Here is a 15907-nt window from a genome sequence, read left to right on the forward strand (position 1 = left end):
CTTGTCTGAATAAAACTTTAAAAGGCATCTGATGAAATACCATCCGATGCCTTTTTTGAGTTGGGAAACAAGTTTACAAGTGGACGAGTGGACAAGTTTACAAGTGGACGAGTGGACAAGGAAACAAGTGGACGAGGAAACAAGTGGGCAAGTAGGTTTCTTCATTTCTGTTCTTTCATTCATAGCCTGCCATTAATTTTTGTGCAAACATAAGGAAACTTACTTGTCCCCTCGTCCCCTCACTCGTTCATCCTCCCTCACTCCCTAATACTGAACGCAAACTGCAATCCGTGTGGGCTTCTATTGTGTGCTTCGATAGTGCCGTCGTGCAGCAAAATGGCGTTCTTCACGATGGCAAGTCCCAGACCCGTTCCACCGAGTTTTCTGCTTCTGCCTTTGTCTATCCGATAGAAACGCTCGAAAAGCCGGTGAAGATGCTCGTTAGCGACTCCCTGTCCGTTGTCGGAAAAAGTGAAGTGCCAATGCCCGTCCGTCTTCTTTGCATTCAGGGTAATGGTGGTTTCTTCGCCGGCGTAGGCGATGGCGTTGTCCGTTAGATTTCGGAAAACGCTGTAAAGGAGACTTCTGATGCCCTCCACGATAATGTCGTCGGGGAGATTGTTCTCGAATTTCATCTTGCGTTCTTGCAGTTGCAGGGCAGTTTCCTTTAGGATTCCCGCCACCATACTGCTGATGTTCACTGTTTCCTTGCCCATCATCTTCGCACCGTCGTCCATTCTGTTCAGTGTGGAAATGTCGCGGAGCAGCGATGTCAGCCGTTCGGTCTGTGTGTAACATCGGTCTATGAATTGGCGTTGATTCTCTTCCGTAATCTGTGGATTGCTGATAATGGTTTCGAGATAGCCTTGAATGGAAGCCACCGGCGTCTTGAGTTCGTGGGCAATATTCTGAGTTAATTGTCTTTTCAGAATGTCCTGTTCCTGTCGTGTAGACTGCAACCGTTTGTAAATCTTGATGATGCGTTCAGCAATTTCGCCAAGTTCGTCGTCGGGGAAATCGAGAAGGTCGTCGGTGTCGAGGCTCTCGTTGTGGTCGGCTCTCGAGGCAAAGGTTTTCAGTTTGGTGATGTTCTTGTCGAGACTGTTCACGAAACGGTAGATAACGATAGTGAGCAAGGTCAGAGCCACGAGTGCAAACCAAATATAATGTTGGTCGGATTGCAGCGACTTGATGAGGTCGTTGTTGTAGGGTAGGGCAGAGCGCACCACCAGTTGTCGGCCTTTAAAGTAGGTTGCGGAATAGAAATAGTCTTGTTTCAGCGTCTTGCTCTTTCTTTCCACCGTCGATCCTTTGCCCGTTCGGAGTGCCTGTGCCACTTCGTCGCGGTTCCTGTGATTGGAGATATTGGCATAGTCCTTCCTGATGTTGTCGAAAAACACGGTCCCGTCAGGGCGGACCAGCGTGATTCGCATATCCCTTTTGGAGTGCGTCTTTACGAATTGAGTGATTTCCATTTCGTTGAAGCCCTTCGTTTGCAGTATCTCCGCCATCTGATCGTTGAACATCTGGAGCTGCAAATCGAGCGTTGCAACTTTGAATTGCTTCTCACGGTCTTGCTGGAAGATGATGAAAGCAATGGAAAAAATAAGAAAAACGGCCATAATGCTCAGGTAGAGTTTACGGCCGATGCTGATTCTGTTCATAAAAGGGGACAAGTTTACAAATTTACAAGTTTACGAGGGAACAAGTTTACAAGGAGACAAGGAGACAAGAGGACGAGTTTACGAGGGACAAGAGGACAAGGAGGGCTTACAAGTTCTTTCCCATTAGTATTATTGGCTGTCTTCCTTGTAAAACCGTCGATTCTATGAGTTGAAGTAATAGCCAAATCCCAGTCGGGTGGCGATGCACTTTGAGAATCTTCCAATCTTCTTGCGCACCCTCGTGATGTAAACATCGACGGTTCTGTCGAGCACCAGCACGTCCTTGGGCCATATTCGCTCGATGAGTTCCTGACGTGAGAACACCCTTCCTTTTTCTCTCAAGAGCAGATGGAGAAGTTCAAATTCGGTTTTGGTAAACGGAATTTCCTCATTGTCAATCTTTACAGTCTTCTTTTCCAGATTCATTTCCAGTCCTTGAAACGAGATGGTTTCTCCCATCGGGACGTTGGTTTCCCTGAAAAGGTCTGTTCGGTTGAGCACGGCACGCACTCTCTGGATTACCTCACGAATGGAAAACGGCTTGGAGATGTAGTCGTCGGCACCGAGGTTGAACCCTGTTACGGTGTCGTTTTCCGAATCGCGTGCCGTGAGGAAGATGATAGGAATGTTCTTGGTAGACGGATTTGACTTCAGCCGCTTTGCCATAGCAAATCCGGAGATTTCTCCCATCATCACATCAAGGAGAATGAGATTGTAGTTTTCAATATTCAGCTCAAGAGCTTCTTCGGCAGAGTTGGCTGTTTCAACAGCATATCCCTCTGTCTCCAAGTTGAATTTGAGAATTTCGCACAAATCTTCTTCGTCGTCTACTACTAAAATGTTCTGTTTGATGTCGCGCATCGTTCGTTTGAATTAGAGTTTCTGCAAAATTATCAATTTCTTCCTTAATACCTTTGTTATTCGTGTTAAAATACTATGAAACTCGCATCGGATGGATTGAAATCATAAAGTGCGGCGTAATGAATAGTTTTCTGATAATTGTTTAGCTCTTATTCTATCTTTCACAGGTTTTACTGAATCTCTGATTTTATTTCTTTCTTGAATCCCCTTATGTCCTGTATGAGAAACCTGTACGAAACGCCGTCGGCAAAGGGATATTCCTGCATTTGTTCGAGCGAGTTGATGGGCTTACCGTCGATGGAAAGGATGATGTCGCCTTCCCTGATGCCCTTCTTATAGAGATTGGACGTGTGTCGGATGGTGGCCACCATCGGTTTTCCGTCCTTTTCCATATAGGAAATGTCTTCAATCTTATTGCTTACTTCTACGGATTTTCCACCGGTGTATGCCCAGAACTTGATGCGCTTGCGCTTGGGATTAATGACGAGGGTACCGTAGTTCAGTATCTGCGCACCGATTTTTGAGTCGCCTTGCGTGGTTGTTCCGTGAACGTTTCTGAAGGAGAAGTTTCCCCATCCTATCGTTGGAAAGTTGATGATGAACATCAGGGCTCGCTTTTCTACGCCATAGCTTCCCATTACCGATTGTCGGTAGATGGTTTCTTCTATCATTTCCGGGATTCTTGGGTCTTTGTAGCGTTCTGCGTCGAAGCTGTTCTTGTTCATCACGAAGAAATCATCTGCTCCAAGGTCGAGCAGCGTCGACTCTTTATGGTCGAGAAAGGTGTTGATTTCCAGATAAGGAGTCCAGCGTTGGAGTTTGTATTTTACCTCAAAACCGGGCTCCTTGTCGAAATAGTTTTTGATGTCGGTAATGATGAGCCGTCCTCGTTTGGCATCTATCTTTGCCTGCAAGCCCTTGTTGAACAAGTCGAAACCGATGATGCCGTCGTAGATGTAGTGCCTTTGCGGCCTTTTGAGGAGTGAACCAACGTAGTTGCTGATTCTTATTCCGCCTTTATGACCCAGTTCAAAATCGGGCAGTCTCACAATTTGCAGCGTATCGATGATACCGTTTGCATCCTTTGAATTGATGTCTCCCAAGGGGTTGCTGTATTTTATTTTTGAATCGGTATAAGCAATACCCTGCGACGAGCCCGTGTCGAGATTGAAGAGATGCCGTTCCCCGTTGATGTAGACGGGTACGTAAATCTGGTTTCCCATCATTTTGATAGGAATTGTGTCTACGAAATTTGTTTTCGATATGCTGAAATTCGTGTTGTATCTGTGAATCCCGTCTGTTGTTTGCCCGAACGAACTTATTGAAATTAATAGTCCCAATGTTGTTTTAAGGAATCTTCCTTTTGTCATTTAGTATCTTGTTCTTGAAAAATCTTCTGCAAATATAGTAATTTTTGCTTTACAATTCGATGTCTGTAGATTTTATTATTGTGTTTATTGTCGGATTTTCAGTCATTATATTATTCCCTGCGAATGGAATGATGCCAGAATAATGAAGATTATGATAGAGCAGATATGGAGAAAAAAGCAGTATCTTTATTAGTCTTGAATGCTCGTGTAGTGCTATCTGATGATCCTCATATTTTTGCCTGAACGTTTTTATTTTTCCGAATAAAGGATTTATAAACCTCTTCTGTCTGGAATTTCAGGAGTGCAGTTTCTTTTCTTATAGTTTGTTTATAAAGTCTGTTTCCTATATATAATATAATGTGTAGGGGCGTATTTTGATTGATTTAAATCAATCTTTACTTTGTTTTTCAATAAATTTCCAAATTTGTCGCCGAAAGTTTTGGTGGTAATTTAAATTTGTCTTATCTTTGCACTCGCTTTTCAGAAATGAACCTTTCAGCAGTTTCAGTTGAGCGCCGATTAAGAAAGAGTTCTTTGAATAGATTTACATAATACAGAGTAGTAGTACAAGAAGCGTCCGCTTTTTTAGCGGACGGGTATAAGAAACGAACCTTATCAATTCCGGTGTGTGTGCCCTGTGGTCTTGTGGTTCTGTGTCCTTGCGAAATTTCATATTTCCCATCACACATTTCCCATTTCCCATTACACATCACACCGAACATATCGAACAGGTACTTTTGGACTTGATACTTTCATTATAGGATAGGCATTCTGGAACAGAGACAGCTCGGCGCATCCTTCCCGTTGTTTTCACTTCGGTAGGATTCCGCCGGTACACATATTTTTACAGTGGAGAGTTTGATCCTGGCTCAGGATGAACGCTAGCTACAGGCTTAACACATGCAAGTCGAGGGGAAACGGCGTTGGGTGCTTGCATCCTTCGGACGTCGACCGGCGCACGGGTGAGTAACGCGTATCCAACCTGCCCCGGCCTGCGGGATAACCCGTCGAAAGACGGACTAATACCGCATGGGGTTCCCTGAGGGCATCTGACGGGAACTAAAGATTGATCGGACCGGGATGGGGATGCGTCTGATTAGCTCGTTGGCGGGGTAACGGCCCACCAAGGCAACGATCAGTAGGGGTTCTGAGAGGAAGGTCCCCCACATAGGAACTGAGACACGGTCCTAACTCCTACGGGAGGCAGCAGTGAGGAATATTGGTCAATGGGCGGGAGCCTGAACCAGCCAAGTAGCGTGCAGGAAGACGGCCCTATGGGTTGTAAACTGCTTTTATGCGGGGATAAAGTGGGCCACGCGTGGCTTATTGCAGGTACCGCATGAATAAGGACCGGCTAATTCCGTGCCAGCAGCCGCGGTAATACGGAAGGTCCGGGCGTTATCCGGATTTATTGGGTTTAAAGGGAGTGTAGGCGGCCTGTCAAGCGTGTTGTGAAATGCGGATGCTCAACATCCGCACTGCAGCGCGAACTGGCTGGCTTGAGTGCACGCAACGTAGGCGGAATTCATGGTGTAGCGGTGAAATGCTTAGATATCATGAGGAACTCCGATCGCGAAGGCAGCTTACGGGAGTGCGACTGACGCTAAAGCTCGAAGGTGCGGGTATCGAACAGGATTAGATACCCTGGTAGTCCGCACGGTAAACGATGGATGCCCGCTGTCGGTGTTTTGCTCCGGCGGCCAAGCGAAAGCGTTAAGCATCCCACCTGGGGAGTACGCCGGCAACGGTGAAACTCAAAGGAATTGACGGGGGCCCGCACAAGCGGAGGAACATGTGGTTTAATTCGATGATACGCGAGGAACCTTACCCGGGCTTGAATTGCAGATGAAGGATCCAGAGATGGTGACGCCCCTCGGGGCATCTGTGAAGGTGCTGCATGGTTGTCGTCAGCTCGTGCCGTGAGGTGTCGGCTTAAGTGCCATAACGAGCGCAACCCCTCTCCCCAGTTGCCATCGGGTTATGCCGGGCACTCTGGGGACACTGCCGCCGCAAGGTGCGAGGAAGGTGGGGATGACGTCAAATCAGCACGGCCCTTACGTCCGGGGCTACACACGTGTTACAATGGCCGGTACAGAAAGTCGGTGGCGCGCGAGCTCCATCCAATCCTCAAAGCCGGTCCCAGTTCGGACTGGGGTCTGCAACCCGACCCCACGAAGCTGGATTCGCTAGTAATCGCGCATCAGCCATGGCGCGGTGAATACGTTCCCGGGCCTTGTACACACCGCCCGTCAAGCCATGAAAGCCGGGGGTGCCTGAAGTCCGTAACCGTCCAGGAGCGGCCTAGGGCAAAACTGGTGATTGGGGCTAAGTCGTAACAAGGTAGCCGTACCGGAAGGTGCGGCTGGAACACCTCCTTTCTGGAGAGGGTGCCTTTTCCGGGGAAGTTTTCCTGTTCGGAAGTTGCGTTTGGTATTCATTGGTGGGTTCATTTCCCTTCTTGTGCTGCGCCTCGCTCTGTATTGACTCTGGAGATCCGGGTTCTAGGCCCGCCGTCCGAGGTTCGAGCCCTCCGTCTTCACTTCCGTTCCCCCGCGCCTCTGGCGTTTGCGGGAATGCACGATCTTTGACATATTGACACAAGCAAACTGTAAAGTAAAGACGAAAGTGCGCGCTCCTTTGTGGAGTGTGTGCGCAAATGATTTCTAGATACAGCTGAAAGTATGAGCTACTCGCTCCTTTTTTGGAGCCGAGTCGAGCAGAAAGTATATAAGGGCGGATGGCGGATGCCTAGGCTCACGGAGGCGATGAAGGACGTGATAAGCTGCGACAAGCCCGGGGTAGGTGCAAATGACCTTTGATCCCGGGATTTCCGAATGGGACAACCCGGCATCCTGGAGGGATGCCATCCCGGCTGCTGCCGGGAGGCCAACGCAGGGAACTGAAACATCTTAGTACCTGCAGGAAAAGAAAATAATTCAATGATTCCCCCAGTAGTGGCGAGCGAACGGGGAGCAGCCCAAACCCGCGGCGTGGCGACGCGCTGCGGGGGTTGTAGGACCGCGGGGTCGCATCCCGGAGGCGAGAGGAAGATTCTGGAAAGAATCCCGGTACAAGGTGACAGGCCTGTACTCGAAGCCCGAGGGAGCGTAGCGGTATCCTGAGTAGCGCGGGACACGTGAAATCCTGTGTGAATCCGCCGGGACCATCCGGCAAGGCTAAATACTCCCGTGAGACCGATAGTGTACGAGTACCGTGAGGGAAAGGTGAAAAGCACCCCGGCGAGGGGAGTGAAACAGTTCCTGAAACCATCCGCCTACAAGCGGTCGGAGCACGCCCTGCGTGTGACGGCGTGCCTTTTGCATAATGAACCTACGAGTTACCATGTCTGGCGAGGTTGAGGGGCTCAGCCCCGTAGCCGCAGTGAAAGCGAGCCTGAAGAGGGCGTTTAGTCAGATGGGGTAGACGCGAAACCAAGTGATCTACACTTGCCCAGGTTGAAGTCCCGGTAACACGGGATGGAGGACCGAACGGATAAGCGTTGAAAAGCTTCCCGATGAGGTGAGTGTAGGAGTGAAAGGCCAATCAAACTTGGAGATAGCTCGTACTCCCCGAAAGGCATTTAGGTGCCGCGTGCGATGTTCTCCGTGAGAGGTAGAGCGACCGATAGGTCGAGAGGGCTTCACCGCCTATCGAGACCTGACGAACTCCGAATGCTCACGGACTGGAGTCGCGCAGTAAGGGGGCGGGTGCTAAGGTCCGTCCCCGAGAGGAGAAGAATCCTGACCGCCGTCTAAGGTCCCGAAATTCCGTGCTGAGTTAGTCTAACGAAGTCTGGTCCCGGTGACAGCTAGGATGTTGGCTTGGAAGCAGCCATTCATTCAAAGAGTGCGTAACAGCTCACTAGTCGAGGGTCCGGGCGTGGATAATAATCGGGTATAAGCCGGATACCGAAGACGCGGGATAGCATTGTATATAAAAAGTATCGGTAGGGGAGCATTCCATGTGCGCCGAATGGTGCGGGTGACCTATCCTGGAGCGCATGGAAAAGCAAATGTAGGTATAAGTAACGACAAGGGGGGTGAGATTCCCCCCCGCCGCAAGACCGAGGTTTCCCGGGCGATGCCAATCAGCCCGGGGTCAGTCGGGTCCTAAGTCTCAGCCGAACGGCGATGGCGATGGCAGACACGGTTAACATTCCGTGACTTGCGTGTTCAGCGACGTGGAGACGGAGCAGTGACACTCTCGCGCCCTGACGGAATAGGGCGTTGAAGGGCGTAGTCCGTGAGGGGTGCAGGCAAATCCGCATCCCGAGACGAACCCCGACAGTACGGAGCCTCCCCCGGGAGGGTCCGACAGCAGAGGTAACCATACTCCCGAGAAAATCCGCTAAGCTCATGTTCACGCAACCCGTACCGCAAACGGACACACGTGGTCGGGTAGAACATACTCAGGCGTTGAGAGATTCATGGTTAAGGAACTAGGCAAACTGACCCCGTAACTTCGGGATAAGGGGTCCTCCCTGTTAGCTCAGGGAGGCGCAGAGAATAGGTCCAGGCAACTGTTTAACAAAAACACAGGGCTGTGCAAACTCGAGAGATGACGTATACAGCCTGACACCTGCCCGGTGCCGGAAGGTTAAGAGGAGAGCTCAGGAGCGATCCGAAGGCTTGAATTGAAGCCCCGGTAAACGGCGGCCGTAACTATAACGGTCCTAAGGTAGCGAAATTCCTTGTCGGGTAAGTTCCGACCTGCACGAATGGTGTAATGATCTGGACGCTGTCTCAACCATGAGCTCAGTGAAATTGTAGTATCGGTGAAGATGCCGATTACCCGCGATGGGACGAAAAGACCCCGTGAACCTTTACTACAGCTTAGCACTGACCTCGGTCATCCGATGTGTAGGATAGGCCGGAGGCTTCGAAGCGGGTGCGCCAGCATCGGTGGAGCCATCCTTGAAATACGGCCCTTTGGCTGTCTGAGGTCTAACGCGCGATTTGTGCGGACACTGCTTGGCGGGTAGTTTGACTGGGGTGGTCGCCTCCAAAAGCGTAACGGAGGCTTCCAAAGGTGCCCTCGGGCCGATTGGTAACCGGCCTTACAGAGTGCAATGGCATAAGGGCGCTTGACTGGGAGGCAGACATGCCGAGCAGGCAGGAAACTGGGGCATAGTGATCCGGTGCAAGTGTATGGAAACTGCATCGCTCAAAGGATAAAAGGTACTCCGGGGATAACAGGCTGATCCCCCCCAAGAGCTCATATCGACGGGGTGGTTTGGCACCTCGATGTCGGCTCGTCACATCCTGGGGCTGGAGAAGGTCCCAAGGGTTGGGCTGTTCGCCCATTAAAGTGGCACGCGAGCTGGGTTCAGAACGTCGTGAGACAGTTCGGTCTCTATCTATCGTGGGCGTTGGAGTTTTGCGTGGTGCCGCCACTAGTACGAGAGGACCGTGGTGGACAGACCTCCGGTTTGCCGGTTGTGCCGCCAGGTGCACCGCCGGGTATCTGAGTCTGGTATGGATAAGCGCTGAAAGCATCTAAGTGCGAAGCCTTCCGCAAGATTAGAGCTCCTATTTGAGGGTCGTCATAGACGATGACGTTGATAGGGCGCAGGTGTAAAGACGGCGACGTCAAAGCCGAGCGCTACTAATTGCCCGAAGCTTTCGCTTGTTGGTTTATGCTTTGAGCTGTATTCCGGTTCGGGTTTCCCCGTGTGGTCCGGAAGTGAGAGAGGATTCTTTGCGGCGTCTTTCCTTTGTTTTGCTTGTGGCGATAGTCGCCCTTACGGTTCCTCCCCAGAGTGAGCGGGGATGGTGGTCCGATAAAACTTATCAGGTGGTTATTGCGCCGGGGTTCCACCTCTTCCCATTCCGAACAGAGAAGTTAAGCCCGGCTGCGCCGATGGTACTGCGATGCAATGCGGGAGAGTAGGTGGCCGCCTTCTTTTATTTTGAGTTCCCTTCCATCTTATCGTGGGAGGAGACTCTTTTTTGTTATCTGTAAGTTGATATGACACTCTTGCAGGCCTAAATGTTGCAGCTGGGATAAAACTTGGCATAATGGACATCTGGAGCTTTTTCAGCCTGCCAAATATCCATTATGCTGAACTTTATATGATTCAATTCTACTATGGAGAGTGCGTTTTTTCACAAAGCAGATAAATAAAAGTCTATTTTTTCATTTATGATGCTTTTGTTCTGTATGATTTCAATTCCTGAAAAGCCCAGACCATCATTTATCGAAAATGAGATAAACAGGTTATCATTTATCACATAATTATATTTACATTCCCCTTCAAATGTTTTATCTGTAAAATTGGGATGCCCATATTTATCTACAATAATATCCTCTTTAGAGCCAAAGTCAAATCCGATTCCAATTTTTTGAATAATTTTTCTTGCAAATTTTAGCAACTGCTTATTTTCAAAAACATCTATCATTGAGATTGCAGTGGTTTCAGACGATTTCTTTTCTCTAAAGAAAATAATTTGCCACCCATATAAATCAGCAATTCCACGAATATCACAATAGTAGAATTCTTTTTCTGCAATGAAACTATGAGGTATAAAGTCTGATAATCTGAGTGTTAGAATATTCATTATTGCCTATATTATTTATAAACTTTATATGACTTGACAATATCATAGGATTGACAATCTCGTTTATTTTCAAGTTACAGATATTGTATAGGATAGCCGTTAAAAGGCGGCTTATGTATCACTTGCAGCACTTAATTCAAGTCTGTCAAAAATCAAGAACTCAGAGGAGTGGTTTAGTTTCGACAGCCTTTCTTTCATCCGTTCGTTTACTATGACTTCAAATTGACTGTATTTATCCCAACCTGACAGAAAGAAAGCGTCAATATGCTTGGGAATTTCAGATTCTTTCAATATCAGTTTGCTGAGAAAGGTAAAATCTTTCCGAATGGATTTTTCTTCATCAATGCAATCAGATGTAATGTTTGCACACTGCATCAGTTTATAGGAACTTGTATAGCTGCCCCTTATCTCTAAGGGAAGAAAATTTACTCCTTTGATATCATCAAACAAGTCGTTTTGGAAAACAGTATCATTAATAAGGATGATACTCTCCACGCTGCAAAAATATGGTGCAGTTGTTTTAGAAAATTCTCTTTCATCATATACTACAAAACCTTTTGAATCTAAAGCCCGTATATAAAGATTTTTAAGTATGTTCTGCTTGTTATATATGTTATGAAATTTCACCGTATTCTCGTTGTTAAGAAAGCATTCGTCTATGACAAAATACTTTTTCCAAACTTTGTTTTCAGTTGTTGTTCTCAGTTTATAATAATTCATAGTTGTATTAGAAGTGTTTGTTAATCGGTAAAATTAGTGCCCACTAATGTATATGAAAGTGTTGTTATAGGCGATGGATTCAGGTTTCTAAACTGCTTATAATCTTTGTACCACATCATACAGAATAACGTATGCCATTTCTGTTATATTATATATTGGGAGAATTTAACCTAAAGGTTGTAGAGTCAACCAGCAAGTGCAAAATTACAACACATGTTTGAAGAACTCGCACTTTGGTGTGGAAAAGTTTAGTTTTTCCCTTGGTCTTTCATTCAATTTCTTCTGTATGGCCATAATCCTCTTGTCCGTATAGTTCTCAAAGGAATCCTTTTTAGGTATATATTGCCTGATTAACTTGTTTGTATTCTCAATGGCTCCCTTTTGCCATGAACAATATGGATCTGCAAAGTACACAGGCACGCCCAACCATTTCGTGATATCCTTATGTGCGGCAAACTCAGGTCCGTTGTCAGTGGTAATGGTCTTCAGTCTGTCCTTGTATGGCAGCAGCAGTCTCCTGACTGCTTTTGCCAGAGGCTTCGACTGCTTCCCAAATGGCAGTTTCTGCATAAGCAACATATTGGTGGGTTTCTCCACCAGTGTGAGTATGGCGCGCTGGGCAGGGTCGACGATCAGGTCCATCTCAAAGTCTCCAAATCTCTTCCCGTCCACTTCCTTGTTTCTCTCATGGATGCTCACCCTGTCCTTGACAGGAAGATGCCCCCCTTTGGGTGATGCCTGTATTTCATCTTGTGTCTTGTGTGCCCGGCAAGTTTCCCTGTCGGGTCATTGTGGATGATGTTGTAGATGGACTGATGGGACACCCTTATCCCCTCATTCACACGCAGATACCCTGATATTTGTCTTGGAGACCATTGGTCATTAACGATATATTCCTTGATTCTCCAGCCCAATTCGTCGGAGAGCCTGGAGTTGCTCACCGTTCGCCTCCTTTGCTCCATGGCCATGTCGTGCGCCTTCGTCCAGATATACTTTCCCGAGGGCGTGCTGTTGCGTTTGATTTCACGTGAGAGTGTTGCCTGACTGATGCCGACGATGGCGGCAATTTCTTTTCTTGCGGTTTTCTTTTGAAGTAAGGCGAAAATTTGCGACCTTTGCTCCGAGATTAATTGATGGTACATAAACAATACAAAGTTAGTTAATCTTGGGGAGACTTCGGTCTCCCTTTTTTAATTTGTATTGCCGGTTGTTGCTTTTTCCTCGCCGAGAGATGCAGACAACCTCTCGCTACGCTTCGAGAACGTCTGCATCTCTCGGCGAGGGCTACTCTTTTTTGCACTTCGATTTGGAATCTTCAAGGTTCTTTTAATAAATTGATTGTTGTTTATTTGTTGTTTTCGTGGGCTTAATGCTGCGCTGAATCTTGGTGTTTCAAATCATTCTTCTTATCTTTGCAGAAGATACTGGTGGGGCAAACCGTTGAAAAACCACTTTCAGGTATCAGGAATGAATATATAATAATGTGAGGTATGAGATGTAAACTTCTTTCTTGGGCTATCATTGCAGGCTTTATAGTCTGGATGGTTGATTTTGCGATACAGGCATTGAATGGTAATGTAACTGCTGAACTGGGAATATCAACGTTTGCTATTTCCCTGATTACGGCCCTCCACATAGTGGAAAGTATGCTGCATTCACGGAATAAGATTCAAAGTAATGTCTTGTATTTTATGATTGGAGGATGTTATCCGGTCTTTATATTCATCTGTTATCACGTGTTGCGATAAACAAGGGAGTGGCAAGATGGTAGTGAATAGGTGGACTGAGATAAAACTTTGCTGAATAATAAATTGTGATATATCCAATAGTTGAGAGCCTTCCGAGTGGATTCGGGAGGCTCTTTTGTTTATGTGCAGACAGTTGAGATTAACCGTGCCCGAGATAAGCATTTGCTCTGATTCCATATAAGTAATGCGAGAGAACCGAAAGGGTGGATAAATAATAATGAAATGCGATAAGGATAGTTGTTTGTTTATCTTGGAGTGGGGTTTAGGGAAGAAAAAGGGTTATATTCGGCAGTTCGATTATCGTGATTAATACATTATTTTTGTTTTTTTATGATATACACCTTGTGCAAACGTTTGAATAGGGCTGTTTGTTAATTGTAGTTTAAGGAATTGATTGTCAGTCATTTTTTATGTATCTTTGCATCGCAAATATGGAACTGAGACACGGTGGTAACTCTATTCTCACATAGGAACGTGTCGCTAATTTTATTTCATTTGAGATAACTTTTCAAGTTCCGGAAATTTATTAATGATGAGAATAACAAAATTATTTTGTTTTGTTTTCTTTATGTTTACAGCAATAACTTCTGTCAATGCAGAAACTGCAGGCAAGGGAAAGCAATTCAACTGGGGTCCGGTTATGGACGCAATTGGTAAAGTAGAGAGTAGTGGAAATTCAAGAGCCGTAAATGGTGCTCACGTTGGAATTTTACAGATTTCTCCGGTTCTGGTAACAGAATGCAACAAGATTCTGAAAAGTCAGGGCAGCAAGAAGCGTTATTCGCTGAACGACAGATACAGTGCTGTAAAATCACGTGAAATGTTTGTACTGATACAATCTGTTCACAATCCACGGAATAGTGTTGAAAGAGCTATTCGCTCTTGGCACGGAGGAATCAATTACAGTGTCGCCAAGACACAGCGTTATTACAGAAAGGTTATGAACCATTTATAGGTTTATTCTATTGGAACAGTCCGATTATCAGCAATGGTAATCGGACTTTTTCTTTAAATGTTATTTCTTCCTCACTTTCCAAATTTCAGGAGAAACTCTTTGTATCTTGTCAAGATAATTTCCGAGTATTGACAATGAGTTTTATACGCACGGGCTCTGTGTTTGTAAGTTATTGAAGATCAGCTTGTAAAGTCCTCGTTTTCAAACGTGCGAAGAATGCAGTCCAATCTTCGCACGTTTGCAGTGCGTTTTTGCGAAGAATGGGCTGCATTCTTCGGTTACTTGTAATTGAGCTTGGTTCGGGATAAGCCCAAACTATGGGAATAGGCTGAAAAAATGAATAAGTTTATTATTATTTACATCATATTTTGATGTTGCTACTCGTATTTGCCATTATATTTTTATCTTTGCATAATGTATGGAAAATAAATTAATGACATTGGAGAAATTGCGCAGATATAAGGTTTGGTTGCAGCGAATGGGCTGCTCCAGAGGCTTTGGGGTGCAGTCGCCTTCGGCCTACTCCTTTGTTCGTTATGTCATCAACGAGCATTATCCATACTATGCATACGAAGAACTGTTGGGGGAATATCCTGAAATAAGTGTAATTACGCGCAGAAAAGCAGAGTTTCTGTTCCGGTTGAGCAACTTTCTGCAATATGAATACTGCTATATGGGCGGAGATTCGGAATCCTGTTTCAGCACCTATATAAGTTACGGATGCAGGAAAACCATCATTCGTTCTTTTAATGTCGGGATGAATGCGCCTGATGCAGCCTTATACATTCTTAGTCAGAAGGATGTTGATTTGAATGATTTTTCGGATTTCATTGACTGTCTGCCGGATAATTCCGTGATTTTTATCAATGGTCTGCTGAAGGAGGAGCGCACCAAGGCCGTGTGGAACATAATGATGCAGCACAAACGGATAAGTTTTTCTTTCGATATGTATTATTGTGGTGTGGCGTTTATGAACCCCAAGACACCCAAGCAAAACTTTAAAATAAATTTTTAATCTTGATATAATGGGAAATTTTAAAATTTACACAAAGACCGGCGATAAGGGAATGACCAGTCTTGTAGACGGAACGAGAGTGAAGAAAAATTCGCTGCGCATAGAATCCTACGGCACTGTCGATGAGCTGAACGCACAACTCGGTTTGCTTGCCAGTTTCGTAACCGACGAAGCTACCCTTAAAATCCTCTCTTCCATTCAGAACGAACTATTCACGCTTGGCTGCAATCTTGCTATGGGCGACAATCCAAAGCGCAGTTTGGAGGAATCTATCGTTTCTGATGAAGTAATTAAGATAATAGAAAATGAAATCGACAGACTGCAGGCAATAGTTCCGCAGCTCCGGGCTTTCATCTTGCCTGCCGGTTCGCACGCTGCATCCGTTGCGCACGTGGCAAGAACGGTTTGCAGAAGGGCGGAGAGAAATATCATCTCGCTCGATGAAGTCTCACCAGTGGACACTAATCTGATGGCATACATTAATCGCCTGTCCGACTATTTATTCGTGCTTTCACGTTACTTGAACTTTATTGACAAGGTGGAAGAAAAAACTTGGCAAAAAACTTGCAAATAAAAAATAATATATTACTTTTGCACGCAAATCGAAACCGAATTAAATAATAAGTATTATGTATTGGACACTAGAATTAGCATCAAAGTTGGAAGACGCGCCGTGGCCAGCAACAAAAGACGAGTTGATTGACTATGCTACTCGTTCTGGAGCCCCATTGGAAGTGTTGGAAAATCTGCAGGAGATTGAAGACGAGGGAGAAATCTACGACAGCATCGAAGATATCTGGCCGGATTATCCTTCAAAGGACGACTTCCTATGGAATGAGGACGAATATTAAGGGAAAAATAATTTGTTGATAAATAATTGTGCAGCCTATAATGCTTTTAGCAATAGGTTGCACTTTTTTTGTTAAGGAAGTAGAGAATTGAGAATTTTCTGTATTTTCACTTGGCTTATTTTTTCAACTTCGGAGGATATTCTTCGCCCTGATGCAATAATAAGCA

At 46.0% G+C, this 15907-nt stretch carries 11 protein-coding genes, 3 rRNA genes and 1 pseudogene; 9 read left to right on the forward strand and 6 right to left on the reverse strand.

What is annotated here, in order from left to right:
* Window positions 1–31 precede the first annotated feature (31 nt).
* Entirely contained in the window at window positions 32–196 is a 165-nt protein-coding gene (locus tag P150_RS17615; protein ID WP_155952990.1) for a hypothetical protein, read from the forward strand.
* Between the two features lie 61 nt (window positions 197–257).
* Here P150_RS17615 and P150_RS0109435 read toward each other — a convergent pair whose 3' ends face one another.
* From P150_RS0109435 to P150_RS0109450, 3 genes are all read right to left on the reverse strand, one after another.
* Window positions 258–1664: a cell wall metabolism sensor histidine kinase WalK gene (locus P150_RS0109435; RefSeq protein ID WP_028897469.1), complete on the reverse strand. Its 1407-nt coding sequence runs from the start codon at window positions 1662–1664 to the stop codon at window positions 258–260.
* 162 nt (window positions 1665–1826) lie between these two features.
* Window positions 1827–2525, reverse strand: a complete 699-nt coding sequence (locus P150_RS0109445) for a response regulator transcription factor (protein WP_028897470.1) — start codon at window positions 2523–2525, stop codon at window positions 1827–1829.
* Between the two features lie 170 nt (window positions 2526–2695).
* Window positions 2696–3895 carry a hypothetical protein gene (locus tag P150_RS0109450; protein WP_028897471.1) on the reverse strand — a complete coding sequence of 400 codons (1200 nt, stop codon included), beginning with the start codon at window positions 3893–3895 and terminating at the stop codon, window positions 2696–2698.
* A gap of 846 nt (window positions 3896–4741) precedes the next feature.
* Here P150_RS0109450 and P150_RS0109455 point away from each other — a divergent pair.
* The 3 genes from P150_RS0109455 (at window position 4742) to rrf (ending at window position 9797) form a co-directional block, all read left to right on the forward strand.
* Window positions 4742–6273, forward strand: a 16S ribosomal RNA gene (locus tag P150_RS0109455).
* A 337-nt stretch (window positions 6274–6610) separates the two neighbouring features.
* A 23S ribosomal RNA gene (locus tag P150_RS0109460) occupies window positions 6611–9523 on the forward strand.
* 161 nt (window positions 9524–9684) lie between these two features.
* A 5S ribosomal RNA gene (gene rrf, locus P150_RS0109465) occupies window positions 9685–9797 on the forward strand.
* Together the 16S, 23S and 5S rRNA genes form the textbook arrangement of a ribosomal RNA operon.
* Window positions 9798–9999: 202 nt before the next feature.
* Here rrf and P150_RS0109470 read toward each other — a convergent pair.
* From P150_RS0109470 to P150_RS16315, 3 genes and pseudogenes are all read right to left on the reverse strand, one after another.
* Window positions 10000–10452, reverse strand: a complete 453-nt coding sequence (locus P150_RS0109470) for a hypothetical protein (protein WP_028897472.1) — start codon at window positions 10450–10452, stop codon at window positions 10000–10002.
* A 111-nt stretch (window positions 10453–10563) separates the two neighbouring features.
* Complete coding sequence (locus P150_RS0109475; RefSeq protein WP_028897473.1) at window positions 10564–11172, reverse strand: hypothetical protein; 609 nt, start codon at window positions 11170–11172, stop codon at window positions 10564–10566.
* Between the two features lie 204 nt (window positions 11173–11376).
* Window positions 11377–12314, reverse strand: a pseudogene (locus tag P150_RS16315) (IS30 family transposase).
* A 348-nt stretch (window positions 12315–12662) separates the two neighbouring features.
* On the opposite strand from P150_RS16315, the gene P150_RS17130 reads away from it, so the two are divergent.
* From P150_RS17130 to P150_RS0109505, 5 genes are all read left to right on the forward strand, one after another.
* Complete coding sequence (locus P150_RS17130) at window positions 12663–12920, forward strand: hypothetical protein (RefSeq protein WP_081819312.1); 258 nt, start codon at window positions 12663–12665, stop codon at window positions 12918–12920.
* Window positions 12921–13488: 568 nt separating this feature from the next.
* Entirely contained in the window at window positions 13489–13875 is a 387-nt protein-coding gene (locus P150_RS0109490) for a hypothetical protein (protein ID WP_231477593.1), read from the forward strand.
* A 418-nt stretch (window positions 13876–14293) separates the two neighbouring features.
* The gene (locus P150_RS16910) at window positions 14294–14890 is read left to right on the forward strand and encodes a hypothetical protein (RefSeq protein WP_155952991.1); all 597 of its coding nucleotides are present in this window, start codon (window positions 14294–14296) and stop codon (window positions 14888–14890) included.
* 10 nt (window positions 14891–14900) lie between these two features.
* Window positions 14901–15464, forward strand: a complete 564-nt coding sequence (locus P150_RS0109500) for a cob(I)yrinic acid a,c-diamide adenosyltransferase (RefSeq protein ID WP_028897476.1) — start codon at window positions 14901–14903, stop codon at window positions 15462–15464.
* A 55-nt stretch (window positions 15465–15519) separates the two neighbouring features.
* Complete coding sequence (locus tag P150_RS0109505; RefSeq protein ID WP_025001905.1) at window positions 15520–15741, forward strand: DUF2795 domain-containing protein; 222 nt, start codon at window positions 15520–15522, stop codon at window positions 15739–15741.
* Window positions 15742–15907 lie beyond the last annotated feature (166 nt).

The sequence above is a fragment of the Prevotella sp. HUN102 genome, assembly GCF_000688375.1.
Taxonomy (GTDB): domain Bacteria; phylum Bacteroidota; class Bacteroidia; order Bacteroidales; family Bacteroidaceae; genus Prevotella.